At 31.8% G+C, this 23,518-nt stretch carries 26 protein-coding genes; 23 read left to right on the plus strand and 3 right to left on the minus strand.

Annotated features, from left to right (window positions below; all coding sequences use genetic code 11):
• Positions 1-255: 255 nt before the first annotated feature.
• The 12 genes from BED47_RS02795 to BED47_RS02850 all read left to right on the plus strand — a co-directional run bounded on the left by BED47_RS02795 (position 256) and on the right by BED47_RS02850 (position 14,545).
• Positions 256-921: a DUF2642 domain-containing protein gene (locus BED47_RS02795; RefSeq protein ID WP_069032309.1), complete on the plus strand. Its 666-nt coding sequence runs from the start codon at positions 256-258 to the stop codon at positions 919-921.
• A gap of 416 nt (positions 922-1,337) precedes the next feature.
• Positions 1,338-2,693 carry an arsenic transporter gene (locus tag BED47_RS02800; protein ID WP_069032310.1) on the plus strand — a complete coding sequence of 452 codons (1,356 nt, stop codon included), beginning with the start codon at positions 1,338-1,340 and terminating at the stop codon, positions 2,691-2,693.
• A gap of 36 nt (positions 2,694-2,729) precedes the next feature.
• Positions 2,730-3,392, plus strand: coding sequence for a hypothetical protein (locus tag BED47_RS02805; protein ID WP_069032311.1), 663 nt, complete (start codon positions 2,730-2,732; stop codon positions 3,390-3,392).
• A gap of 1,021 nt (positions 3,393-4,413) precedes the next feature.
• The gene (bioW, locus tag BED47_RS02810) at positions 4,414-5,190 is read left to right on the plus strand and encodes a 6-carboxyhexanoate--CoA ligase (RefSeq protein WP_069032312.1); all 777 of its coding nucleotides are present in this window, start codon (positions 4,414-4,416) and stop codon (positions 5,188-5,190) included.
• 92 nt (positions 5,191-5,282) lie between these two features.
• Positions 5,283-6,455, plus strand: a complete 1,173-nt coding sequence (gene bioF, locus BED47_RS02815) for an 8-amino-7-oxononanoate synthase (protein WP_069032313.1) — start codon at positions 5,283-5,285, stop codon at positions 6,453-6,455.
• A 156-nt stretch (positions 6,456-6,611) separates the two neighbouring features.
• Positions 6,612-7,808, plus strand: a complete 1,197-nt coding sequence (locus tag BED47_RS02820; RefSeq protein WP_069032314.1) for a cytochrome P450 — start codon at positions 6,612-6,614, stop codon at positions 7,806-7,808.
• A 498-nt stretch (positions 7,809-8,306) separates the two neighbouring features.
• On the plus strand, positions 8,307-9,563 hold the full coding sequence (locus tag BED47_RS02825; RefSeq protein ID WP_069032315.1) for an alkaline phosphatase: 1,257 nt from the start codon (positions 8,307-8,309) through the stop codon (positions 9,561-9,563).
• Between the two features lie 232 nt (positions 9,564-9,795).
• The gene (locus BED47_RS02830; RefSeq protein ID WP_084006739.1) at positions 9,796-10,635 is read left to right on the plus strand and encodes an alkaline phosphatase family protein; all 840 of its coding nucleotides are present in this window, start codon (positions 9,796-9,798) and stop codon (positions 10,633-10,635) included.
• Between the two features lie 260 nt (positions 10,636-10,895).
• Positions 10,896-11,588: a DUF975 family protein gene (locus tag BED47_RS02835; RefSeq protein ID WP_069032317.1), complete on the plus strand. Its 693-nt coding sequence runs from the start codon at positions 10,896-10,898 to the stop codon at positions 11,586-11,588.
• Positions 11,589-11,767: 179 nt separating this feature from the next.
• Entirely contained in the window at positions 11,768-12,070 is a 303-nt protein-coding gene (locus BED47_RS02840; RefSeq protein WP_069032318.1) for a hypothetical protein, read from the plus strand.
• 313 nt (positions 12,071-12,383) lie between these two features.
• On the plus strand, positions 12,384-13,559 hold the full coding sequence (locus BED47_RS02845; protein ID WP_069032319.1) for a M48 family metallopeptidase: 1,176 nt from the start codon (positions 12,384-12,386) through the stop codon (positions 13,557-13,559).
• A gap of 266 nt (positions 13,560-13,825) precedes the next feature.
• On the plus strand, positions 13,826-14,545 hold the full coding sequence (locus BED47_RS02850; protein ID WP_069032320.1) for a metallophosphoesterase family protein: 720 nt from the start codon (positions 13,826-13,828) through the stop codon (positions 14,543-14,545).
• A 49-nt stretch (positions 14,546-14,594) separates the two neighbouring features.
• On the opposite strand, the gene BED47_RS02855 is transcribed toward BED47_RS02850, so the two are convergent.
• Positions 14,595-15,491: a DMT family transporter gene (locus tag BED47_RS02855; RefSeq protein ID WP_069032321.1), complete on the minus strand. Its 897-nt coding sequence runs from the start codon at positions 15,489-15,491 to the stop codon at positions 14,595-14,597.
• A 271-nt stretch (positions 15,492-15,762) separates the two neighbouring features.
• Between BED47_RS02855 and BED47_RS02860 the strand changes: the two genes are divergently transcribed.
• The 7 genes from BED47_RS02860 to BED47_RS02890 all read left to right on the plus strand — a co-directional run bounded on the left by BED47_RS02860 (position 15,763) and on the right by BED47_RS02890 (position 20,271).
• Positions 15,763-16,290, plus strand: a complete 528-nt coding sequence (locus BED47_RS02860; protein ID WP_069032322.1) for a dihydrofolate reductase family protein — start codon at positions 15,763-15,765, stop codon at positions 16,288-16,290.
• Positions 16,291-16,608: 318 nt separating this feature from the next.
• Positions 16,609-17,295, plus strand: coding sequence for a diphthine--ammonia ligase (locus BED47_RS02865; protein ID WP_069032323.1), 687 nt, complete (start codon positions 16,609-16,611; stop codon positions 17,293-17,295).
• An 87-nt stretch (positions 17,296-17,382) separates the two neighbouring features.
• The gene (locus tag BED47_RS02870) at positions 17,383-17,796 is read left to right on the plus strand and encodes a hypothetical protein (protein WP_069032324.1); all 414 of its coding nucleotides are present in this window, start codon (positions 17,383-17,385) and stop codon (positions 17,794-17,796) included.
• A gap of 52 nt (positions 17,797-17,848) precedes the next feature.
• Entirely contained in the window at positions 17,849-18,085 is a 237-nt protein-coding gene (locus tag BED47_RS02875) for a hypothetical protein (protein WP_069032325.1), read from the plus strand.
• A gap of 168 nt (positions 18,086-18,253) precedes the next feature.
• Positions 18,254-18,529 (plus strand): DUF4190 domain-containing protein, encoded by a 276-nt coding sequence (locus BED47_RS02880; protein ID WP_254664535.1) that lies wholly within the window; start codon positions 18,254-18,256, stop codon positions 18,527-18,529.
• Positions 18,530-18,667: 138 nt separating this feature from the next.
• The gene (locus tag BED47_RS02885) at positions 18,668-19,039 is read left to right on the plus strand and encodes an iron chaperone (RefSeq protein ID WP_069032327.1); all 372 of its coding nucleotides are present in this window, start codon (positions 18,668-18,670) and stop codon (positions 19,037-19,039) included.
• 680 nt (positions 19,040-19,719) lie between these two features.
• Positions 19,720-20,271: an AAA family ATPase gene (locus tag BED47_RS02890; RefSeq protein WP_069032328.1), complete on the plus strand. Its 552-nt coding sequence runs from the start codon at positions 19,720-19,722 to the stop codon at positions 20,269-20,271.
• A 29-nt stretch (positions 20,272-20,300) separates the two neighbouring features.
• On the opposite strand, the gene BED47_RS02895 is transcribed toward BED47_RS02890, so the two are convergent.
• Positions 20,301-21,068, minus strand: coding sequence for a divergent polysaccharide deacetylase family protein (locus tag BED47_RS02895; RefSeq protein WP_069032329.1), 768 nt, complete (start codon positions 21,066-21,068; stop codon positions 20,301-20,303).
• 285 nt (positions 21,069-21,353) lie between these two features.
• On the opposite strand from BED47_RS02895, the gene BED47_RS02900 reads away from it, so the two are divergent.
• The 4 genes from BED47_RS02900 (at position 21,354) to BED47_RS02915 (ending at position 22,900) form a co-directional block, all read left to right on the plus strand.
• Positions 21,354-21,533 carry a hypothetical protein gene (locus BED47_RS02900; protein ID WP_069032330.1) on the plus strand — a complete coding sequence of 60 codons (180 nt, stop codon included), beginning with the start codon at positions 21,354-21,356 and terminating at the stop codon, positions 21,531-21,533.
• A gap of 27 nt (positions 21,534-21,560) precedes the next feature.
• Positions 21,561-21,842, plus strand: a complete 282-nt coding sequence (locus tag BED47_RS02905; protein ID WP_069032331.1) for a PspC domain-containing protein — start codon at positions 21,561-21,563, stop codon at positions 21,840-21,842.
• Positions 21,843-21,934: 92 nt separating this feature from the next.
• Entirely contained in the window at positions 21,935-22,465 is a 531-nt protein-coding gene (locus BED47_RS02910; RefSeq protein WP_254664545.1) for a nucleotidyltransferase domain-containing protein, read from the plus strand.
• Between the two features lie 51 nt (positions 22,466-22,516).
• The gene (locus BED47_RS02915) at positions 22,517-22,900 is read left to right on the plus strand and encodes a glyoxalase superfamily protein (protein ID WP_069032333.1); all 384 of its coding nucleotides are present in this window, start codon (positions 22,517-22,519) and stop codon (positions 22,898-22,900) included.
• Positions 22,901-23,008: 108 nt separating this feature from the next.
• On the opposite strand, the gene BED47_RS02920 is transcribed toward BED47_RS02915, so the two are convergent.
• Positions 23,009-23,500, minus strand: coding sequence for an FUSC family protein (locus BED47_RS02920; RefSeq protein ID WP_069032334.1), 492 nt, complete (start codon positions 23,498-23,500; stop codon positions 23,009-23,011).
• Positions 23,501-23,518 lie beyond the last annotated feature (18 nt).

Consider the following 23,518-nt stretch of genomic DNA (forward strand, 5'->3'; position numbering starts at 1 on the left):
TTGAATAAGACAATCAACAATTTACTATATCTGAGCCAAAATTAAAGTAAGATCTAGCGATTCCATTCCAAGTAAAAATTAAATGTTTTCCACAAATTTGATCAACTAATTCCATTTTTAAAATGCATATCTTTATTAATAATAGAATAAAAGTAAAATTGTAGAAATAAATAAATGTGCGAATTAGGTAGAACATTATTTACATTTTATAAGAAGACAATATTTTTATTTTAAATTAAAAAGGGGGGAGAGAATTTGAGTTATATAGATTCATTATTAAATCGACAAGTATTTGTACTTCTATCTGGAGATATAGCTTTTGAAGGTATTTTAACTGATGCAGGACAAGATATACTTGTATTATATAATGGTCAAAAGTATTATTATATCCCTTGGATTCATGTTCATCGAGTACATTTATGTCAACTTATTAAAGATAAGATAGATGCTCCTAACGAGCCTTCAATTGCAAATGAAATTGAATTAATTTCCTACAGAAAAGTTTTAACGAATGCGAGAGGGATCTTCTCGGAAATATATGTTACGGGTAATTTGACGTTTCATGGCTATATAACTAGTGTTTTAAGTGATTACATCGTTTTTTATTCACCCGTTTTTAAAATGATGTATATCTCTTTATCCCATCTAAAGTGGCTCTCACCTTATCATCAAAATGTAACACCTTATTCAATTGATAATGCAAACTTTCCTATTAATCCATCAAACATATCTCCTGTGCGCTCATTTGAATCTCAATTAAAAAAAGAAGAAGGAAAACTAGTTGTTTTTGATGGTGGGAATGATCCAATGAAAATTGGTTTGCTCAATTCGATTGAAAATAGTGTAATTGAGTTATCGGTCGCAAATGGGGAAGTAGTTTATTTAAGATTAAACCATATTAAGTCTGTTCATTTGCCTTAAATGAATTCATGTCTTTTATGAAAGATTAAAGACAGATTTTGTTAATTAGGGGAGCTCTTATTCTAGAGCTTCCTTTTTTATCGGTTTCTTATAGTGAAAATTATTTAAATATAATTAATCTGAATGAAAGATCATTTCTAGTCTATCTAATTAGAAAAAATATAAATAGGAGCAGATCATTTAAAATGTAAGTTGAATACCTATTAAATATGATATTCATTGTGATTTTTCTAAAGAAACTATTGGACAATTGCCACTATAGTTATTTATCTTTAGGGGACATTTGTATTATATAGGTAAAACAACCATCTTCCATAAAATAATGAATTCATCTAAAACATCATTGTTATATTTGAATAATAATATAACAAATGGACAAGTTTCATTGGAAAATATTTTATAAGAAGGTGAGTTTTATGAATTTCGAAATTCTAATGAGTGCTTCTGTTTTTCTATTAACGATGGCGGTCATTTTTTGGAGACCAAAGGGAATAAATGAAGCATGGCCTGCTGCAATTGGAGCAGTGATCATTTTAATAACTGGGATTGTAACAAAAAGTAATTTAATCGATATTATTCACAAAATTGGTGAAGCTTCTATTACAATTATCGCAACGATTGTAATGGCGATTATTTTAGAAAGTTTTGGATTTTTCCATTGGTCTGCTGCTAGGCTTGCACGTTTAGCAAAAGGTTCGGGACGCAGATTATACTGGTATATCCAGCTTTTATGCTTTTTAATGACATTACTCTTTAATAATGATGGCAGTATTTTAATTACAACTCCGATTTTAATTCTCCTATTAAAAAATTTACGTTTAAAACCACATCAACAAATTCCATATCTTCTTAGTGGAGCGTTAATTGCCACAGCTTCAAGTGCACCGATCGGTGTAAGTAATATCGTAAACTTAATCGCATTAAAAATTGTTCATATGACTCTTTATATGCACACAGCTATGATGTTTGTCCCTGCAAGTACAGGATTACTTTTTATGTCATGGCTAATGTATATGGTTTTAAGAAATAAACTACCAAAACAATTACCAGTGTCTACTGATGATATTGAAGAGTCATTTTTTATGAAAAATTTTCATCCTTTAAAAGGGAAAATGTCAGTAGAAACAAAACAAAAAAGAACAAATTTTATGTTAAAGGTATTGGGATTCGTTTTCCTAATGCGCTGCTTATTATTCGTCGCTTCATTTCTTGGAATACCGATTCAATATGTAGCAGTATTAGGATCACTCGTCTTATTAGCTTGGAGATGGTATCACTTACGGACAAGCCCTGTTGATATCTTAAAAAAGACACCTTGGCATATTTTAGTCTTTGCATTTTCGATGTATGTGATTATTTACGGTCTCCATAATGCTGGTTTAACTGCAGCTTTAGTGAAATACTGTGAACCAATCGTAAATCAAGGCTTATTTCAAGCAAGTTTTATCATGGGGGGCTTAGTTTCAATTCTATCTAATCTGTTTAATAATCATCCAGCATTAATGGTTGGAACTATTACTCTGACAGAAATGGGACTAGATCCAATTACATTAAAGACGATTTATCTAGCTAATATTATCGGCAGTGACATTGGGTCGTTATTACTTCCAGTAGGTACTTTAGCATCCTTAATTTGGATGCACATCTTAAAACAAAATAAAATTAAGATTAAATGGAAGGATTATCTAAATGTATCATTAATTGTCATTCCATTAACAACAATCGTAACGCTGTTTCTACTATATTATTGGGTGCAATTAGTTTTCGCTTAATAAACAATTTGAATCTATTAGAAAGAGGAGATGCAAGTGAGTGATGTACAATCATTAGTTGGAGAAAAAATTTATGTACAATTATCAGGTGGTAGTTATTTTGAAGGAATACTAACAGATTATGGTAGAGACGTCCTTGTACTATACAACGGACAAAAATACTATTATATTCCATGGCTTCACGTTCATAGGGTTAGTCTTAGTAACAACTATAAAGACAAAATAGACAAGCCTACAAGACCTTCAATTGCTGAAGATATTGGAACGATCTCATATCGTAAAATATTATCAAATGCAAAAGGAATCTTTGCAGAGATTTATGTTACAGGTAATATCACATTTCATGGAAATATTATAAACGTATTAAGTGACTATATCGTGTTTTATTCACCAGTATTTAAAATGTTGTATATCCCTTTATCACATTTAAAGTGGCTAACACCATACAATTATAATGCCAATCCCTATAACTCTGAAATCAATCTATTACCTGAAAATGTAAATATGTCATTTTCACGCTTGTTTGATACACAATTAAAAAAAGAAGAAGGAAAATTTGTCGTATTTGATGGGGGACTTGATCCAATGAAAATTGGAGTACTCAAGAGCGTGGAAGATGGTGTCATTGAATTAAAAGTAGCAAGTGGAGAGGTCACTTTATTGAGGCTGAATCATATTAAATCGTATCACTTACCATAGCCGATCATGTTCTAATAAAGATTTCTTGAACTCAAGTTCACCTTAGGTAGCTTGAGCAATACATGTCGTATATTAATTAAATCGACCCTTGACGTTGTATGCGTTGAGGGTTTTTCTTTTATCGGACAAGATTCTTAATTATTAATATTCCAGCGAAAATGTTAGGTATATAAAGTTACAGTTAAAAAATACTATTGCTTAATTCTTCATGTAGATCCAGGTAATCCAGAATCTACTAGAGGGAAGTCTGATCAAAAAGAAGTTCAAAAAATATTAAATTTTGAAATTAAAGAAATGAGAAATTTTCTCCTAAAAAAAAATGAAGTATATGTTCCGTTTGAATTAATAGATTCAAAGGAGAAGATGGAGCGTTTAAAAGTATTTATAAAGAATAAATATGAAATGTTTTTTAGATAGAAATCAAAATAATATGCTAATTGTTAAAGGATAATAATATGTGAAAAATGCGTTGCTTTAAAGCAACGCATTTTAATTTTTGTTACTGACTTCTTATGTAATAAAATCAGCCATTGCATTTATAACTTCTAAGTTTAAACAACTTTAGAGAATTGAAAAGGTGGAGGATTAGATTAATCAATTTTTTTATATAATTTTAACTTTTAAATAAGTAGATAGTAGACATGAATGCGCTCACATAGCATTAAACCCTTAATTTTTATGTGCAAAAAAAACACATATACTTCAGAATTTTAAATAAAAGATAAATTTATTCCCCTGAAAATTACTTCATAAAAACCAACGAACTTATTCACCAAAATTACATTTTATTAAAAAAACTACCTTTTTCTATAAGTAGGGTGTGAGCTGAATAATGATTGGGTCTAAGCCCCAAATAAGCTTCGAATGCTCTCCTTATCACAGCTATTTTTTAAAAATTTCGAATTGAAATTATTGACAATATATTAGGATGAATTTAACATAATTAAATGTTAACCTAAAAATATATTTGGTTAACATTTAAAAGCGTTATTATCAAAAAAAGATTAGGAGACTAGTTCTGTTGAGGAATGAAAACTTTTTTAGTGTAAGAATGAGAGCTTCCAAGGATGGGGCACATGAAAATGGTGGAAAGCATATTTCTGGTGGTGAACTTATTTCAACTTACGACAATTTGAAAAATGCGGTTAATTTTCTGCTAGAAAAAGCCTTAACCCATACAAGAGGGAACCCGGACTTTATGCAAATTCAGTTCGAATTAATTGAAGAAACAATAACCAAGTTGCTACCTTTGCATACAGCGACAAATGAGGTTGAATCAGTACAAGAAGGACAAATACTAGCCGTGTCTCTTTTAATGAAATCAGGTGTTCCAAAAAAGAGCATTGAAAGGGCATTCCAACTAATAGATGAATATCCAAATCTTAGAGGGGCAATTTTGGTCAATATATGGAATGGGGAGCGCATAGATGATCGTCATGAAAAGGGTGTACGGGTTTCTAGAATGGACTGGTTGACGACAAATTTTGAAAAATGGGCTAACTACTTCACAATCCCTCGAAGTCAAAGGATAAAAGAGGCACTTGTTCTTGCAACAAAAGTGAATAGTCATCCAGCGACTATTTCGGAGTTATGCTGGTCAGATGATCCTGAATATACAACAGGTTATGTAGCCAGTAAAAACTTAGGTTATCAGCGGATCACAAATCTAAAAGAATACGGTGATGAACACGGATGCCGAATCTTCTTCGTAGATGGAAGAAGCGATATAGATTCATACATAGATTACTTAGAAAAACTGCCAATCATTGTTCAATGGGAGGAAGAAAATGCAACATGAACTATTTGAGAAGCTTAATAATCATATATGGTTAACATTCACACAAATGAAAGATTACGATGCTACTGAGGTAACAAATGAGGTGAATACAGTTGAAGCTTGATACATGGCTAAGCCAACGAATTAGTACGAGAAAAACAGCAGGTTTATATAGGAAATTACGAACAATGAATTCGGCACCACTTACTGAAATTTTGATTGATGGTCAAAAGCAAATTGTCTTTTCATCAAATAATTATTTAGCCCTTGCAAATGATCCTAAAGTAATACATGCCACAGAAATGTGTTTGCGAGACTTTGGAGTTGGGAGCAGTGGCTCGAGATTAACGACTGGCCATACAGATTGGCATCAAAAACTTGAGGAAAAGATTGCCTCATTTAAACAGACAGAGAAAGCCCTCCTTTTTTCAAGTGGGTATTTGGCAAATGTTGGTGTGCTATCATCTTTGCCTGAAAAGGGGGATGTTATATTGAGCGATCAATTAAACCACGCAAGTATTATTGACGGGTGTCGTCTTTCAAAAGCAAAAACGGTTGTCTATAACCATATTGATATGATTGATCTAGAGGGAAAATTGAAAGAATCGGCATCCTACCAAAGGCGATTTGTCGTAACAGATGGTGTTTTTAGTATGGATGGGACAATAGCCCCGCTCGATCAGATCATCTCACTTGCAAAACGATATGATGCCTACGTCATAGTTGATGATGCGCACGCAACAGGTGTTTTAGGTAAGAATGGGAGAGGAACAAGCGAATACTATGGAATCCATCCCGATGTTGTTATTGGTACCTTAAGCAAAGCTATTGGCACCGAAGGAGGGTTTGTAGCTGGTTCACACATATTAATTGACTTTCTGATAAACCATGCAAGGACCTTTATTTTTCAAACAGCTATGCCACCGGCGATCTGTGCAGCTTCCTATGCTGCATTTGAAATCATTGAAGATAGTCATACTAAGCGTCAGCAGTTATTTTCCAATGTAAAAAAAATAAAAGCTAGATTAAAAGAAATGGGTCACACCGTGAAGGGCGATCTTACTCCAATCATTCCAGTTCTCATAGGAGATTCGAAAGAGGCAGTGCTTTTTTCTGAAAAGCTTCTGGAAAATGGGATATACACCCCTGCGATCCGTCCCCCAACTGTACCAAATGGAGAAAGTCGCATAAGGTTAACGGTTACCTCCGACCATTCCGCGAAAGAAATTGATTATTTATTGGATTGTTTTCAAAGTATAGGAAAAGAGTTGAACATAATAAAGTGATCATTATTTTTGTAACTGGAAATATTGGCAAATCGATTATATTTAATAGTTCTTAATTTTCATTTCGCCTAGCTGTTGTTAAATAATCACCAATGAAAGTTAAATTAGGATAATAAAAAAAGAGTTTATAATTTTGATAGGATCAAGGAGACTGACATGAAGACGGATTACCAAGCATTTTCATTTACGACCGAGTTTTTTCAAAACCCTTATCAATTTTATGAGAAACTTCGGTCCATGCAACCAATCTATCGAGGAAATCTCATTAAAAATCCTGGCTGGTATGTTACAGGTTATGAGGAAGCAATTACCATCCTGAAAGATAAACGATTTAAAAATCGCATCCCACTGCCAGAGGGCTCAAAAAAATATGAGCAGCTAAAAAATATTCAAAAAGACATGATGCTTTTTAAAAACAAATCAGACCATAGGCGTTTGCGTTTTCTCGTTAGTAACGTATTTACACCAAAAATAGTGGAGCAACTTCGACCATCTATCGAAGAAACGGTAAATGAATTATTGCAACCATTTCAAAATCAGAAATCACTAGATGTAGTTTCTGATTTAGCGTTTCCTCTAGCAAGTCTCGTTATTGCGAGAATAATAGGCGTACCAAAAGAGGATTTATTTCAATTTAGAGAATGGGCGACAAGTTTAATTCAAAGTATTGATTTTACTCGTAGGGGAAAGGTGTTAGAAAACGGGGATGCAATTACTATAAAAGCAATGGATTACTTTAACGAACTGATTAGAATACGAAAACTTAACCCGAAAGAGGACTTGATTAGCAAGCTAATTATGGAGGAACAGCAAGGGGACAAGTTATCAGACGATGAATTATTAGCAACCTGTATATTACTGGTTATTGCCGGTCATGAGACAACCATTAATCTTATCAGCAATTCAGTTCTTACTTTACTAAATCATCCTAAACAACTAATGAAACTTAAAGAAAATTCATTTTTGATTGACCAGGCTGTTGAGGAGTGTTTACGATATGAGAGCCCAACACAAATGATCGCTCGGGTAGCTACAGAAGATATTGATATTCATAATACATCTATAAAAAAAGGGGACCAAATATATCTCCTATTAGGAGCGGCTAATCGAGATCCACATAAATTTCATAATCCTAATCAATTTGATATTACGAGAAATCCTAATCCTCATATTTCTTTTGGAAATGGGGCACATTTTTGTTTAGGTGCCCCACTGGCACGCCTAGAAGCACAAATTGCGATTAAAACTCTCTTAGATTGGAAAAAAAACATACAGCTAGCCTCTTCAAACTTAAAATGGCAAAAACTAATTGGATTTCGATCTTTAAAAGAGCTCCCAATTATATTTGATTAAGTAAAAATAAAATATCGTTTTCTTATTAGAGACTGCTAGAGTGCAAACCGCTCTTGCAGTCTCTATTTTACGAATTGTTTTCAAAGAAAGAATTAGATACATTAATATCATATGTGAACAAATATTGAAAATAGAAATAAAGGTTAAAAGTAGAACGATAACGAAATAATTAAAAATACTACCTGAAAGGCTGGTCTAAAATGCTTAATTTTGTTTTTCCTGGTTTAGTCTTAATTATTCTAGTTGCAGTTTTTGTACTATTTAATAGAATCATTAAGAAATCTAAAAGATCATAGTTTGATAGAGAAAAGAATGTACAATTTGATTCTTTTTTTTATTTGGCCTTGTTAATGTGCAAATTAAAAATCGAAAAAACCACTTTAACAAAGATTACAAAATATCCATACAAATTATACCTTATTTACAGTATATATACAGTTCCTAAATACTCTTCCTTTATATTGAAATTAAGAAAATAATCAATAGGGAGTGTTATTAATGGGGAACAAGAAAACGATTATCAGTGCTGCTTTAACAATTGCAACAGCAACAACATTAGGATTTAATCATTTTGTAGATGCAAAAGAATCCGATAATAGTCACAAACAAGGAAAGGCTAAAAATGTGATCGTCTTTGTTGGAGACGGAATGGGGGCTGCTCACCGTGAGGCGATCCGACTGGCTACTGTTGGACAAACTGGTAAACTAGCAATGGATGATATGCCTTATGCTGGATTGGTACATACTAGCTCAACTACTGCTATAACAGATTCTGCAGCTGCGGCTACTGCTATGGCGTCTGGGGTAAAAACGTATAATGGGGCAATTGGTGTTGATGCAAACAAGAATTCAGTAAAAACAGTCTTGGAAATGGCGAAAGAAGCTGGTAAATCAACTGGTTTAGTTACAACTAGCCAGATTACGGATGCAACGCTAGCTGCATTTGGTGCCCATGTGACAGATCGTTCAAAACAAAGTGATATTGCTAAGCAGTATCTTGAAAACAGTAAAGTTGATGTTCTATTAGGTGGAGGAGAGGACTTTTGGTATCCTGCAGGAAATGCTGGAAGCTACGAAGACCACCCTGCAAAGGACCCTTCTGAACAAAGTAAAGGAACACAAGGAAATCTTGTTGAAGAAGCGAAAAAGCTTGGTTACAATTATGTAACGAATGCAAATGAGTTTCAAAAAGCGAAAAATGGTAAGTTGTTAGGTCTTTTTGCAAATGAAGAAATGTTCGAACAAAGAGAAGAGGGAAAAGGTGATCTTTATGATCCAGTAGTATCTCTTCCTGACATGACAAAAAAAGCAATCGATACTTTATCGGATAATAAAAAAGGTTTCTTCTTAATGGTAGAAGAAGAAGGCACAGACGAAATGTCACATGAGAACAATGCTGAAAAAGTGATCAAAGCTGGTCAAGAACTAGATAAATCAGTAACTGTAGCTAAAGAATACGCAAAGAACCACCCTGACACTCTTGTTCTAGTTGTAGCAGACCATGAATGTGGCGGCTTATCAATTGAAGATGTAGACAGCAAAGATGAGTCTGGCGATGGAATATCTAAAGAAGACGGACCATTTAATGTGGCAAACAGTAGCAATCAATTCATGATTGACTGGACAACAAGTGGTCACGGTGGCGTATCTGTTCCTTTAACAGCAATTGGTGCTGGAGCGGAGCTATTATCAGGAACATATGAAAACACTTATATCTATGAGGCTATTAAACAAGCAATGGGTTTGAAAAAATAATTTTGTTGAAAAACATTCCATTTATCTAATGGGATGTTTTTTTATTGAGACATCGGCAAGCGTTATAACAAAAAGAAAAACAGCGTTATTTACTAAATGAAAGAGAAAAGTCCAAGAAGGGGAATCACATAGACAAAGAGAATTAATGTTTTAAGGAAAAAACGGAAGAAATTATGCTAAAGATACTTTAATTACATTGAAATAATAAAAATAACTAAATAAAGGTAGTGTTATGTTGAGAAAACGGGTAATAGTACTTTTTTTAATCTGTTTTGTTTTAATTGCTTGTATACTTTTTAAATCGAAAACAGAATCGGACATTCCAAAAATAGATCACATTGTAATCGTAATTGAGGAAAATCATGCGAAACAGCAGATTATGGGAAACCATTCTGCACCTTATATTAATAAACTAATGAAGCAAGGTGCCAACTTAACTAACTATCATGCAATTGAACACCCTAGTCAGCCGAATTATTTGGACTTGTTCTCTGGATCAAATCAAGGTGTCACTGACGATGCTTTACCAAAAACAAAATTTTCAGCAGATAATTTAGCAAGTGAGCTTAATGAAAAAAAACTAACATTTGCCGGTTATTCTGAAGATTTGCCTTCAGTTGGTTTTAACGGAGAATCCAACAAAGATTATGCACGCAAACACAATCCATGGGCTAATTTTACAAATGTCTCAAAGAAAGCAAATCAACCATTAGAAAAATTTCCAACAAATTTTAGTAAACTTCCAACTGTTTCGTTTATAATCCCTAATCTCCAAAACGACATGCACGATGGAACTATTAAACAAGGAGACCTGTGGTTAAAAAAACAAATTGGTGCTTATGTCAAATGGGCAAAAACGAATAATAGTTTGTTAATTGTAACGTGGGATGAAGATGACTTTTCACATAATAACAAAATTCCTACTGTTTTTGTCGGACCTATGATAAAAAAAGGACAATATAACGAAAATTTAAACCATTTTAATCTTTTACATACAATAGAGGATATTTACGGATTAAAACATGCAGGAACAAATAAATCTGTTAAAACGATTAAAAATATATGGAAATAATTAGTGGCTTAATAATGGATGATGTAGTCAATAAAGATGAGTCTAGCAAGGTGATTTTTTGGCAAACAGTAGCAATCTAATCAGGATTGACTGGACAACAAGCGGTGATTTTAAGAAACATTCCATTTTTTATGGAATGTTTTTTTGAGCTGAAAAATTGAGCGGATAAATTAATTGTAAAAAAGTTGACAAAGTTTTAAAAAAGGGATTTGTAGAAAAATGCAGAATTTTATATTCATAATCAGAGAGGAGGTGTTTTCATGTACCTAGATGAAATACGCTCAAGAGCAAGGGATACCTTGAGAGGGAATTGGAAAAAATTTATTGGATATACGATCATAGTGAATCTATTAACTACATTAGTTGAAAATAGACTTTCTATATACTTCCCAAATCCCATAAAAAATGAATTGACGAAATACATATCTTTTTTTATTAGCTGGGATGACTACGTAACGTTTATATATAGTCTATTTATTTCGGCAATCATTACGATTGGGAGTACACGGTTATTTACATTTGCGACAAAGGAAGATGAGCAACCTTATTCCTTACAAATAATATTTTATTATTTTACTAACTTAAACTTATATTTAAATGCATTTTTACTAAATTTCTTAACTTATTTATATTCTACGCTTTGGACATTGCTTTTGATTGTTCCTGGCATTATAAAATCATATTCATATCGAATGGCCCCATACATATTTATTGAAGAACCACATTTGACTCCAAATGATGCCATTACAAAGAGTAGAAAAATGATGGATGGATATAAGTGGAAATTGTTTTGTTTAGACATTTCTTTTATTGGTTGGATTCTTTTATGCATTTTATCGATTGGGATTGGGTTTTTATGGTTGTTTCCTTATATGAGTGCAAGTGAGGCGCATTTTTATCATGAATTAAAAGGAAATTCAAAAAATGATACTGACGCTAAAGTTTTAGTATAAGTTATTAGAAAGATATTAATTAGTTGAAGAGTTTTTTTATAAAAAAACGGCTGTCCTATTTCAAATGATAAAGGACAGCCATTTTTTTACTTTACCTTGAGTAGATATAGTTTAATTAATGTCTTAAAAGGAAAGTGTAAACTTAATAGGGAATATCTATCATAAGAGGTGTTCGGACAATGTCGTTATTAAAGAGATATGGGAAATGGCTTTTCAAATTTGATAATAGAAGGAATGATCTAGCTGAATTCATCCTGGAGATAATTTTTTTACCTTCTCTTTTTTGGGGAACAAAATTCCTTCTTAAGAATTATTCTTTTATTATTGCTTTATTAGTTGTGTTTTTATCTATAAATCTCTATTCTCTCTTGGATGGCTTATTAAGAAAAAATTTAAATGAATTTAATGTCAACATACCAAAATGGATCAGTATTATTCCGACTACTTTGATCATTGCTTATATACTTTTTATAGATAAATAGAAAGGATCCCTAATATTTATATTGAGTGGAACCTAATAACTAAGTAGGAGGAATAATTATTAAAAAATCCGCTGAAATATACCCTAGAAAAATTAAAATTAAATACATATTAATAACGGCAATAGTACTTCATCTTGTCATTTTTTTGTTTCATTCTTTGCAACTAGAAGATTTTATTATTTCGATTGTATTATTTTGGGGAATCATTCAGCATAACAGAGAAGTAGATAAACTAAATAAATCTAGTATTTAAAAGGTATGTATTTAAAGATAGGGAGTATTTATGAACTATTGATAAAAAGGAAGTGATCTGTTGTCAGAAAATTGTATTAAAAGGGAACCAAATGTATCAAAAAAGAAAATCTTTGTATCACTATTATTTGTTCCAGGCTTTTATCTGATGGTTTTATTTACAACTGGATTAATCGTATTTGTTGGAAGTGGGTTAATCTTTATCATTCATTATTTTGTAGGTAAATTTTTAGGTGAATTAGGATTTGCATATTTTGGATTAATTTTACTCGATGCTCTACCTTTTTTTGGAATGATATTTGGAGTGGTAAGTTGTTTTATTGCAATTATTTCTATGTTTTTTAAAAATAAACAATTTGAGCCGGCTATATTAATTAATCCACATGATCATCCGAAACTTCGCGATTTAATTTCTGAACTTTCTGTAAAAATGGATTCACAAATGCCAGACGCGATCATTTTGCATGTAAAATCAAAATTTTTTGTGTCCGAAGGCAAAATTAATGTCTTTAATGGAACTGCAAAAGGTAGAATACTTGCAATTAGTTATCCTTTACTTCATGTATTAACGGTAAATGAACTACGTGCGATTATTGCCCATGAACTGTCACATTTTACGGGAAGAGATTTAGTTTTCCATAGGTTCGTTTTTCCTGTATATAAAGGTGCAAATAAGTATTTAGAGTATATTACATCATTATTTAATCACAATGGTCGTCGTCGTCCGATATTTATATCGATTCCAATGATATTACCAAAAGTACTTATGGAGTATTATCTTAAAATTTTCCACAAATATAATATGAAAATTTCTAGAGAAATGGAGTACAGAGCTGATTATATTGCATCAAAAATGTGTGGAAAAGAAAATTTTAAAGAGGCATTGTCCAAGTTAATAAGTCATGGTAATGTTTTTAATCGATTAATCGATGAACAAATGACTGAGAAAATTGTTCATGGTTTTCAATTTGAAAATTACTTTAGTTTTTACCGCGAACATGTTGAAACTTACAAAAAGCAAATAGAGGAGTCATTAGGTAAGGCTTTAAGAGATCATGAAGTAGAATACGCAACACATCCTACATTGAAAAATAGGATAGTAAATTTACCGAATGTTGATTCAATATATGATAATAATGAAGAAGCATTAGATTTAATCAATTCGTTTGATTATATAGAGGTAAGTATGACAAAGTATTATAATTATTATCTAAATGACAATGCTATTCATTTCTGATGATTGATAGCTCATCTAAAATAGATATTAAAAATTTAATGGAAAAACTCGTAAAAATTAGGAGCTAAAATTAGCTCCTTTTTTCTTTTATGGTAACATAATAGGAAGGATTAATATTCTTTTACATTGAATATTTTAATGGTTAACAAATATGATAAGTTCATTTTAACAATTTTAAATAATAATAAATGTTTGCTAGTTATAAGGCATAGTTAGATTAGGTCTTTGATGTTAAATGCAAATGTTTGAGAACAGGAGGAAGCATCATGACAAAAATAGCAATTATTTCAGATATCCACGGAAATAAAACTGCATTAGAAGCAGTTTTAAAAGATATTCGCTCTAGAGAAATTGAGAGGATTTTTTGCTTAGGTGATTTAATTGGTAAGGGGCCTCAAGGATCAGCGTGTATAGAGCTCGTTCAAAAAAATTGCGAAAAAGTGGTCCGTGGCAATTGGGATGTATTTATTCAGTCACCTGCAGAAAATGATTTTATACAATGGTTTAGAGACCGACTAACAGAAAAAGACTATCAATTTCTAGCTTCATTACCTTTTCATATTGATCTAGAATTAAATGGACAATTAATCAGGTTTTTTCATGCTTCACCAAGGAGTGAATTTGAGAGGATTCTACCTTTTCATCCAATTGAAAAACGGTTAAGTATGTTTGAAAATAGCGAGATAACAAATTCAAATAAAAACGAAAAGACTCCTGATATCATCTTTTATGGAGATATACATACAACCTTTTTGGAAACTTTCAAAAACGGAATTTTATGCAATGTAGGAAGTGTGGGAAATTCTCTTGATTTAACTTCAGCGTCGTATGCGATTCTTGATGGTTCTTATTCAACTAATTCAATCCAATTTGTAAGGGTGGAATATGATCGAGAAGCTGAACTTATGATTGCCGATGAGTTAAAATTGCCGGATCTAGATAAATATCATGACGAAATAATGTTCGCTAAGTACAGAAATTCATAATCTAAAATAAAAAACAGTGGGAAACCGTAGCTTTCCACTGTTTATTTTATTATTTAACTGGTTTTTTCAAAAATGGTTTTGATAGTCTCCATGAATGATTTTCACTTACAAATGTGGAACTTAATAGCAATGCCCCACCAATCATTTGAACAATTGTCATTTTCTCATGTAAGAAAACAGTTGAAATTAATAAAGAGGTGATTGGATCAACATAACTTAATGCTGCTATACTTTGCCCATTTAATTTTTGCATACCTGAAAAGAATAATAAGAATCCAATGCCCGTGTGTACGATTCCTAGGATTATTATAAATGGAATTGAAGAAACTGAGACGTCCAAAATCCCGAATCCTTCAGTAATGAATACATATGGTATGAGAAGTAATGAGGCTGTTCCAAGTTGGATAAGTGTAATTTCTAAGTCACCCATGTTTTTAATAAACTTATTGAGTAACATTAGAGAAGCATAAAACACAGCAGCTAATAATCCATAGCCAATCCCAATAAAATCCTCTAATCTAGCCGTGCCGAGCCCACCACTAGCAACTACTAATAACATACCGAATATGGCTATGACTATACAAATTAATTTCTTAGTTGATAATATTTCTTTCAGAACTAATGGGGATAAAATCAGGACTATGACTGGTGCAAAATAATAACTTAGTGCCGCGTTAGAAACAGTCGTATATTTATAAGCTTGAAAAAGAAAAATCCAATTTCCACCCAATGTAATACTAGAAAGTAAAAATATATAAATGTTATTTTTTATTGATGCCCATGATATTTTTTTCTTACCGATAAGCATGTATGTTATTAAAAATAAACTACCAATTAAACCACGCAATAAAGCTATTTCACTCGAAGCTAAATCAATGTACCTTATAAATACGCCAATCGTACCAAAGATCACCATTGATAGTAGGAATTGAATTTTAGATTTCATCGTCTACTCCTTCGAATCTACGAAACAGCTTATATTTCGCAGATTCTTAATCTGTTTTTAATATAAGCTCATTTAGTTTTACTAAAACAGCAGGAGTAAAGGGTGGTGGCGGTGAAGTTGAAAATGGTTTCCAAATATATAATTTAATAGAAGATAAAGGCATTTCGATTCCCCCTATTTCAAAAGCATATTAGTGTTACAATCAATTATACTAGATGAATGATTATGTAATGTACAAAACATTTATAAAAATAAAGATAGGAGATATAATATGGAAAAACAACGTAAAATTATTTTATACATTGGTACTTCAATTGATGGATATATAGCTAATAATGATGGTACGTTAGAATGGTTAGAAACAACAGAAGTAGAAGGAGACTCTGGCTATCATACACTTTTAGAAAGAATTGACACTATTATGATGGGAAAAGCAACATATGATGTCGTTCGTGGATTTGATATGGAGTATCCTTATAGTACATATAAAAACTATGTGTTTTCAAAATCTGCAACAGGATCAGATGAATATGCTACTTTTATAGATGAAGATATTAAAACTTTTATACAAGATTTAAAGCAACAACCTGGTAAAGATATTTGGTTAGTTGGTGGAGGGAATCTAGCTCGAGAATTTTTTAAAGAAAATTTGATTGATGAATTTCAACTTGCGATAGCACCAATCGTTTTGGGGAAAGGAATTTCTCTTTACACTGGTCATGACATTACCCAAAAATACACTTTAACGAAAGTAGAAAAGTTAGGTCAACTTGCTATGCTTCATTATGTAAAAAAATAGTAAATTCACACAGAAAAGAGCATTGAAATAAATCAATGCTCTTTTTACAATTCCTTTAATCTGATAATAGGGTCTTTTCTTGCTACTAAGTAAATAGTCTAACCGAATGCAGGTTAATTTGATCAAAACTATCTAATACATAAATAAACCATAATCTTCTAAGCTTGGATCTTCAAAAGTTTCGCTCCAATCATCATCTACTATTAACATACGGTTTTTCCAACGAATGTATGTAGTATTGCAAGAACATTAGAAAAATTTTAAGATTAAATTGTTCCTATAATTTTAGTGACTTTAATATAAAGGAGTAAGTTATGAATGGTAGAAACAGTAAACTGGAAAAATAATGCGATTGGACGTAAATTTATAACTTCTTTTAGCGGAGGAAAAGATAGTGTACTAGCTTTATATAAAGCTATGAAAGTAGGGAAAGCGGTTGGATTAATCGTTATGCTAGAGGAGGAAGGGAAACGTTCTAGATCGCACGGAATGCCTCCCGAAATAATACACGCTCAAGCTGAATCAATCGGTTTACCTGTGTATACAGGGGTGGCAAGTTGGCAGGAATATGAAAAAGTGTTTACCCAACTATTAGACAATGCAAAAAATCAAGGAGCAGATGTATTAGTAACGGGTGACATAGATATGCCTGCTCAAGATTGTTGGCATGATAAGGTTACAAAGAATGTTGGAATAAAGCTCGGTATGCCATTATGGGAATTGAATCACCGTGAAGCTGTCGATGAGTTTATAAATAGAGGTTTTCAAACGATTGTGGTAACAGTCAACTTATCGTTAGGAATGAAAGAAAAAGATTTAGGAAGAATGTTAACTCATGAATTTGTGAAGGAACTTGAAACTCGAGGGATTGATCCATGCGGAGAAAGTGGTGAGTTCCATACTACCGTGATAGATGGACCGATTTTTAATTATCCGATTTTTGTTAAAGAGTGCGAGATTATTAGGGACGGAGAGTATGCTTATTTGCCTTTGAAACTTACATAATTGAAATAGGAATTAAGAATAAATATAAAATATTAAATTAATTATGGTGAAATTTAGATAACAAAAATCTTCCAGGGAGAATTTCCTATGTATTCTTTTTTTCAAAAAGAAAAACAGCGATTTATGAAAATCGGATTAAAACCTATCGTTTGGATTGCAATATTATTTGCCGTTTTAATCGTAAGTGGATTTGATATGAATATTAAAGAGGTGTTGATTTATCTTGTACTTTATCAAATCGGTAAGAGCATTATCTATTACTTTGAATCAAAAAAGGTAAATTGGAAGGAAAGTATTAAAGGAATTATTATTTGTCTATTAATTGTAATTGTATATCACATTTTATTTCAACTCTTAATCTCAGTAGGTTTTAAGTCAATAAAGGTTATTAAAGTTATAATCGGCTTACTAGTTGCCACTTTGGGAATATTATCATTTTTGGATCTAACTTTTATTATTCCTTTTAAGATTCTTAAGCAAAAGGGAATTAGAAGAAAATAGAACTTAGGTTTTAAAAAAATCGGCAGAAAAAAACAAGGGAAGGGACAAATCTATGAAATTGTTAGTTTCAATCGTATTAGCAACCATTTTAGGCATAGTTCTTATGATGTTAGGAGAAGTTGGTATAATTATAGGCTTTGGAATTTTAGCTGGTACTTTGTTTAGAGGAGTATATCTTTTAAACGATTTAAGCAATAGACTTTCAAAAGTAGCCCCAATTGTACCGAAATCTGATAAGGTAAAAGAAGCTTATGAAAATTATTTAAGAGAAAAAGATATAAACATTTGAGGATGGAAATTATTTCGATCCTTTTTTTGTTGTATACTATTTAAATGGTTCTTACATTTTATAATAAAATGCTGAAATTAACCCAAATTACAAATAAGCGTTGTTAGTGTAATATTATAATAGAATTATATATAAAATTGTAATTATACTTTCATGGGGGAAATAGTATTGGTAACAACAAATAGTAAATCTATATCTTCATTAACTTTAGGGGTTTTATCGATCATTATTCCTTATATCGGTTTTATACTCGGAATAATAGGTCTATTTATATCTCGAAAAAGTATTGCCGAAATAAATCGTACGAATGAAAAAGGGAAAGGTTTAGCAATTTCCGGAAGGGTTTGCAGTATTGTTGGAATATGCATACAGTCAATTTTGATTATCATTTTAGTTTTAGGAATTATTACTTTTTTTTCAATGAATGATAATATGACTTTTTAATGAAAACATAATTGAACAAAAGTTTTCGAATGAAAATGATCATACTTTGAAGTTACTTTGACTGTTTGGATTTAAATGTATATAGTTTATATTAAAGTCTTATCTATCTACATAATTTTTGATTGAGGAGGGACGGACATGGAAGTTTTTGCAGATTATTTAGCAGGGATTGATCATCCAGACCACCGTGAGCGAACTGCTGAAATTTTGGATTGGATTTCGAATAAATTTCCTAGCATAGAGCCACAAATTAAGTGGAATACGCCGATGTTTTCCAATCATGGCACATTCATCATTGGCATTTCGACCGCGAAGCAACATATGAGCGTATCACCTGAAGAAAAAGGTATTGTTCAATTTGCTGATGAAATAGCAAAGGCTGGGTATAGTGCTACAAAAGGTTTGTTTCGTATTCCTTGGAAAGTCCCAGTTAATTATGAATTACTTGAGAAAATGATTGAATTCAATATTCAAGATAAAGCAGAATATACGTCATTTTGGCGTAAATAATGTTACTTATTACATAAACTAGTTGGTAACAAAACGATTAAATAAAAAATAGGAGCTGATTAGATCAGTTCCTATTTTTTATTCCAGAGTGTTGAAATATAAAATGGTCAATAGGGAAAACGGACATTAAATTGAACTTATTTATAATGAAATTATCATTTTTGGATGATTTATTAATTGTTTTAAATGTTAATATTTTGAGCAATTTCATGATTCCAATAACACTAGACATGTTTTTTTCAGAAGTTAAAAATTATGAGCTTATTCATAGAAAAACAAATTCATTTGATTAATTTAGTTTAATATTCGATATTAATAGAACTACAAACTGATTAATAAAAACTGCTGGATTACTCTAAGTAAAGGCTATTTGATTAGGATTTATTGCATACTTTTTTTGATGAAAAAGTTGATTGGAATGGAGGGGTGCTCGACTCCTATGGGATTAGCGGGAAGGCTAAAGACTCCGCAGGCTTGCCGAGGAGGCTAAAGAATCTCGCCCCATGGAAAGCGAGCATCCTGTAATGGAAATCAACATCACTCTACTCCTTTTACGAAAATTTGGTCATTTAATCGACAAGGATATTTTTTATTTAGAAAGATTTAAATCGTAACAAGGTCATTTAAAGTACTAAATCGAATAAGATAGTATCAATGTTTTAAGATAAGTGGTGATTTAAGTGAAAGATAAAGTACCAAAGAAAATCCATATCATTGGTTCAGTTGGAAGTGGTAAGACGACATTAGCAAGACAAATGTCTAAAAAGCTAAATATACCTTATTATGAGTTAGATAATGTTGTATGGATAAGGCAAAAGGGCCATAAAGATATCAGGCGTTCCGAACAAGAAAGAGAATGCCATTTAGATACACTCATTCGCTCGGATACATGGATTATTGAAGGTGTTCATAGTGAAGAATGGGTAAGTAATAGTTTTCAAAATGCAGAGTTAATTATTTTTTTAGATACAAGCTATTCTGTTAGAACCTACCGAATAATTAAAAGATATTTCTTACAAAAACTTAAATTAGAGAAGTCAAATTATCAACCGACACTTAAAATATTCTTCAAGATGTTTAAATGGAATAAGTATTTTGAAGAAGTGGGGAAACCAACATTTTTTTCAAAGTTTAAAGATTACAATGATAAAATATTGGTTGTTAATCATATAAATGAGGTTGAAGATTATTTTAACGAAAATAGATCAAAAAATATAGGAATCGCGAAATAGCGGTTCCTAATATTTTTATTGCAGCCATCTTAATGCAATGGGATTGGCAGGTTTTCTACTAATTCTGATAAAAATACAAAATGTGCTTCTTCTTTAATTTTAGGTATATATTCCTTTATGACATTTGAGGTAATTTCGCCTGGTTCTCCAACATGTCCAATCGCTATCATAGTTGGTTCTACTTTTACTTTTTCTAATAGTAATCGTGTTTGCTTTTCTATATGTTTATAAGTGTATAAATCATCGAAGAATAACTTGTTTTCGATGACCGGCACGCCTATCTCATCTGCAATTTTAGTAACTACGCTCCGATAATTCGTCTTACTATCGAAAAAAAATAGGCCCCTTTCTTTACAAGCAGTTAAAACTATGCGCATTACTCTTTCATCGGAAGTTGCTTTTGAACCCATATGATTATTTATTCCTATTGCATATGGGACGTCATCAATAGCGGCTAGAACTCTTCTTCGAATTTCGTCATCACTTAAGTTGGTCTTAATCGCATTTGGACCTAACCAACTTGCTTTTCCTTTTCTCGGTTCCATTGGCAAATGAACAATTACTTCATAGCCTTTAGAATGAGCAACAGTTGCATCCTTTTTAGTTGAAGGTAAAAAAGGCATTACTGCAACTGTCAATGGGATCGGTAGCGAAAGCATTTGGTCCGTTCCTTTCATGTTGTTACCAAAATCATCAATCACTATCGCAAGCTTATGATTAGGCTCAGCAAATACTGTAGAGCAGGTAGTAGATAGAGCTACTAATATAGAGAAAATAGAAGTAATCCAAAGCTTCATCGGTAAATCTCCTTTTCCATTAATTACTATGCTCTACTATTTTCTGTGATTATAAAGAAAATAACCGTAAAAATTGAAAAGAAACTAAAATACAACACGTAAATATGATTTTGTGCTCAATTTTAAAAATAAAAATTCAATTAAAATATAAAGTTGAAGATATTATGAGTAGTGTATTGCAGTTCATTTTTTTATTTTAATTCCAATTTTACTTTCTAAAAAGGAACTTTAATTCTGTTGGAGAATGTAATTAAGTTAAAGTTTTGTTTCATCTTAGGAGGATATATGAAAGATTTCCATTGCTGCGCAACGTGTCAGCATTTTAAAGCTGAGAAACAAGTAAAAGGTATGAAATATTATTGTAGTAGATTGGGATTTGAAACAATGACGAACTATAAGTTTAATTGCTGGAGTCCAAATGTGAATGTGAAGAAGTTGATAAATAAGTTGAAAATGGACAGATAGACACATAAATAAAAAGAGGAAGATAATATGAATAGAAATAGGTTATATAAATCAAATACAGATTATGTATTTTTAGGTGTATGTGGAGGGATTGCAGAAGCTTTATCAATCGCATCAATTCTTGTAAGATTGGTATTTGTATTTTTGCCAGTATCTCTTTTAGTCTATCTAGTTTTGGGAGCACTGATGGGAAATGATGATTTTTATTACGTTGAAGATGGAAAGAAGAAGAGTAGGCTTAAAACACTGGTACTTGCTTTTGTTTTTGCTGTAATCGTAATGGTAATTTTATCAAACTTGGGTCTTTAGTAGGCGACCTCAACTAATTAAATAACAGATAAGTTGTAGAAGGTCCAAAAACGTTTGAGATAGATACCTATCATAATAAGTGAACAGGTGTGGTGAAATTGGACAACAACGAAACCATTTTAGTAGAGAAACAATTAAGTATACTCAATGAAATAAACACAATTTGTTTAAATCTAACAATTCAACTCTGGCTACGTGGAGGGTGGGCAATTGATTTTCTTCTTGGTAAAGTGACCCGAGAACACTCGGATATTGATTTAGTCACTTACATTCAATATCGGGAAAAATTAGAATGGGCAATGGTTAATGCTGGTTTTAATAAAATCCCAGTCAGTATGCTTCAAACGGATTTCATTAAAGATCAGGTTGAAGTGAGTTTTGTGTTTGTTAGGATAACAGAAGAAGGTAAAATCATAGCGAATGGTTTTCCTGCCTGGGAATGGAGAAAAGATGCTTTGCCAATTCAACAATATGATTTAAAAGGTATTTCAATAAATGTCCTAAATCCATACCAGTTACTTGAAGAAAAAAAGGTATATGAAAAAGGTACTGGACGCAAGCTGCGTCCAAAGGACATTGAGAGTATGAAAATAATTCAAGGAATGATTGATGAAATAAGCTAATTGAACTGAACGTAATAGATAGTAGTTTAATAAGAAAAGGAGAGAAAAGAAATGAGCACCACAAAAATTACTATGAAAAGTCCAACACCTATACTTCGTATGTTCGATGAAGATAAGGCAAAAGAATTTTACATAACATTTTTAGAATTTGAGATTGATTGGGAGCACCGATTTGAAGAAGATTTTCCTTTATATATGCAAATTTCTTATAACAACTGTATAATTCATCTTTCTGAGCACCATGGAGATTGTAGTCCAGGTGCAGCTATTCGAATTGAGGTAGAAAATTTAGACTTACTTCATTCAAAGCTACTTTCAAAGAAATATAAATATGCTCGCCCTGGCATCGAAGAAACTCCTTGGAAAACACGAGAGGTTCGGGTTGGTGATCCATTTGGTAATAGAATCGTCTTTTATGAGAACATGAAAGACTAAAAGAATTATTTCAATAATGTGAAGAACAATTAGAGGAATTACTTAAGGAGTATTCTAATTAATCCTCTTAAAAATTGAAAAAATGATTAAATCAGCCAATGTTTTTTACTATTTCAATCCTTTTTTTCTAGATATTAGTGAAGACCAAACGAACTGTATTAATCCTGCAGTCAAGACGCCTACAAGCGTATCCCTCATTCGATCCATCGCATAATCCTTTGATTGATGCTCAAATGCAAAGACAAATAGAATTGTGAGAGCTACCTGGTGAAATACTTTTTTGTCAAATTTTAAATATTTAGCAATATATGTACCAATTAGAATTAAAAGTCCTAAGGTCCATCCGTTGACTTTTAGATAACTTGCAATTATTACTGTAACTACAATTCCTATCATTGTGCCAATTACTCGCTTGATTGATAAACTAATGGTTTTGTCCATTGTCGATTGAATTGTAAGAATAAGAGAAACTGGACCTAGGTAGGGATGTGAGGAACCAAAAAATTTTGAGATTTCCCATGCCAATGTAGAACCAATTGATAATTTCCAAATCAGACTAGTTATATTTTCAGATGAGTTCAGTGATTGTGTTTCTTCCATAAGCACCTCTTGTAGAAC

This window comes from Gottfriedia luciferensis (genome assembly GCF_001712755.1).
Classification (GTDB): Bacteria; Bacillota; Bacilli; order Bacillales; family Bacillaceae_G; genus Gottfriedia; species Gottfriedia luciferensis_B.

What these genes read in the sequence shown, in the direction of transcription:
- BED47_RS02800 (WP_069032310.1), top strand. Translation starts at nt 1,338, where the DNA reads ATGAATTTCGAAATTCTAATGAGTGCTTCTGTTTTTCTATTAACGATG.
- BED47_RS02820 (WP_069032314.1), top strand. Translation starts at nt 6,612, where the DNA reads ATGAAGACGGATTACCAAGCATTTTCATTTACGACCGAGTTTTTTCAA.
- BED47_RS02825 (WP_069032315.1), top strand. Translation starts at nt 8,307, where the DNA reads ATGGGGAACAAGAAAACGATTATCAGTGCTGCTTTAACAATTGCAACA.
- BED47_RS02830 (WP_084006739.1), top strand. Translation starts at nt 9,796, where the DNA reads ATGTTGAGAAAACGGGTAATAGTACTTTTTTTAATCTGTTTTGTTTTA.
- BED47_RS02835 (WP_069032317.1), top strand. Translation starts at nt 10,896, where the DNA reads ATGTACCTAGATGAAATACGCTCAAGAGCAAGGGATACCTTGAGAGGG.
- BED47_RS02840 (WP_069032318.1), top strand. Translation starts at nt 11,768, where the DNA reads ATGTCGTTATTAAAGAGATATGGGAAATGGCTTTTCAAATTTGATAAT.
- BED47_RS02850 (WP_069032320.1), top strand. Translation starts at nt 13,826, where the DNA reads ATGACAAAAATAGCAATTATTTCAGATATCCACGGAAATAAAACTGCA.
- BED47_RS02855 (WP_069032321.1), bottom strand. Translation starts at nt 15,491, where the DNA reads ATGAAATCTAAAATTCAATTCCTACTATCAATGGTGATCTTTGGTACG.
- BED47_RS02860 (WP_069032322.1), top strand. Translation starts at nt 15,763, where the DNA reads ATGGAAAAACAACGTAAAATTATTTTATACATTGGTACTTCAATTGAT.
- BED47_RS02865 (WP_069032323.1), top strand. Translation starts at nt 16,609, where the DNA reads ATGGTAGAAACAGTAAACTGGAAAAATAATGCGATTGGACGTAAATTT.
- BED47_RS02870 (WP_069032324.1), top strand. Translation starts at nt 17,383, where the DNA reads ATGTATTCTTTTTTTCAAAAAGAAAAACAGCGATTTATGAAAATCGGA.
- BED47_RS02875 (WP_069032325.1), top strand. Translation starts at nt 17,849, where the DNA reads ATGAAATTGTTAGTTTCAATCGTATTAGCAACCATTTTAGGCATAGTT.
- BED47_RS02885 (WP_069032327.1), top strand. Translation starts at nt 18,668, where the DNA reads ATGGAAGTTTTTGCAGATTATTTAGCAGGGATTGATCATCCAGACCAC.
- BED47_RS02895 (WP_069032329.1), bottom strand. Translation starts at nt 21,068, where the DNA reads ATGAAGCTTTGGATTACTTCTATTTTCTCTATATTAGTAGCTCTATCT.
- BED47_RS02900 (WP_069032330.1), top strand. Translation starts at nt 21,354, where the DNA reads ATGAAAGATTTCCATTGCTGCGCAACGTGTCAGCATTTTAAAGCTGAG.
- BED47_RS02905 (WP_069032331.1), top strand. Translation starts at nt 21,561, where the DNA reads ATGAATAGAAATAGGTTATATAAATCAAATACAGATTATGTATTTTTA.
- BED47_RS02915 (WP_069032333.1), top strand. Translation starts at nt 22,517, where the DNA reads ATGAGCACCACAAAAATTACTATGAAAAGTCCAACACCTATACTTCGT.
- BED47_RS02920 (WP_069032334.1), bottom strand. Translation starts at nt 23,500, where the DNA reads ATGGAAGAAACACAATCACTGAACTCATCTGAAAATATAACTAGTCTG.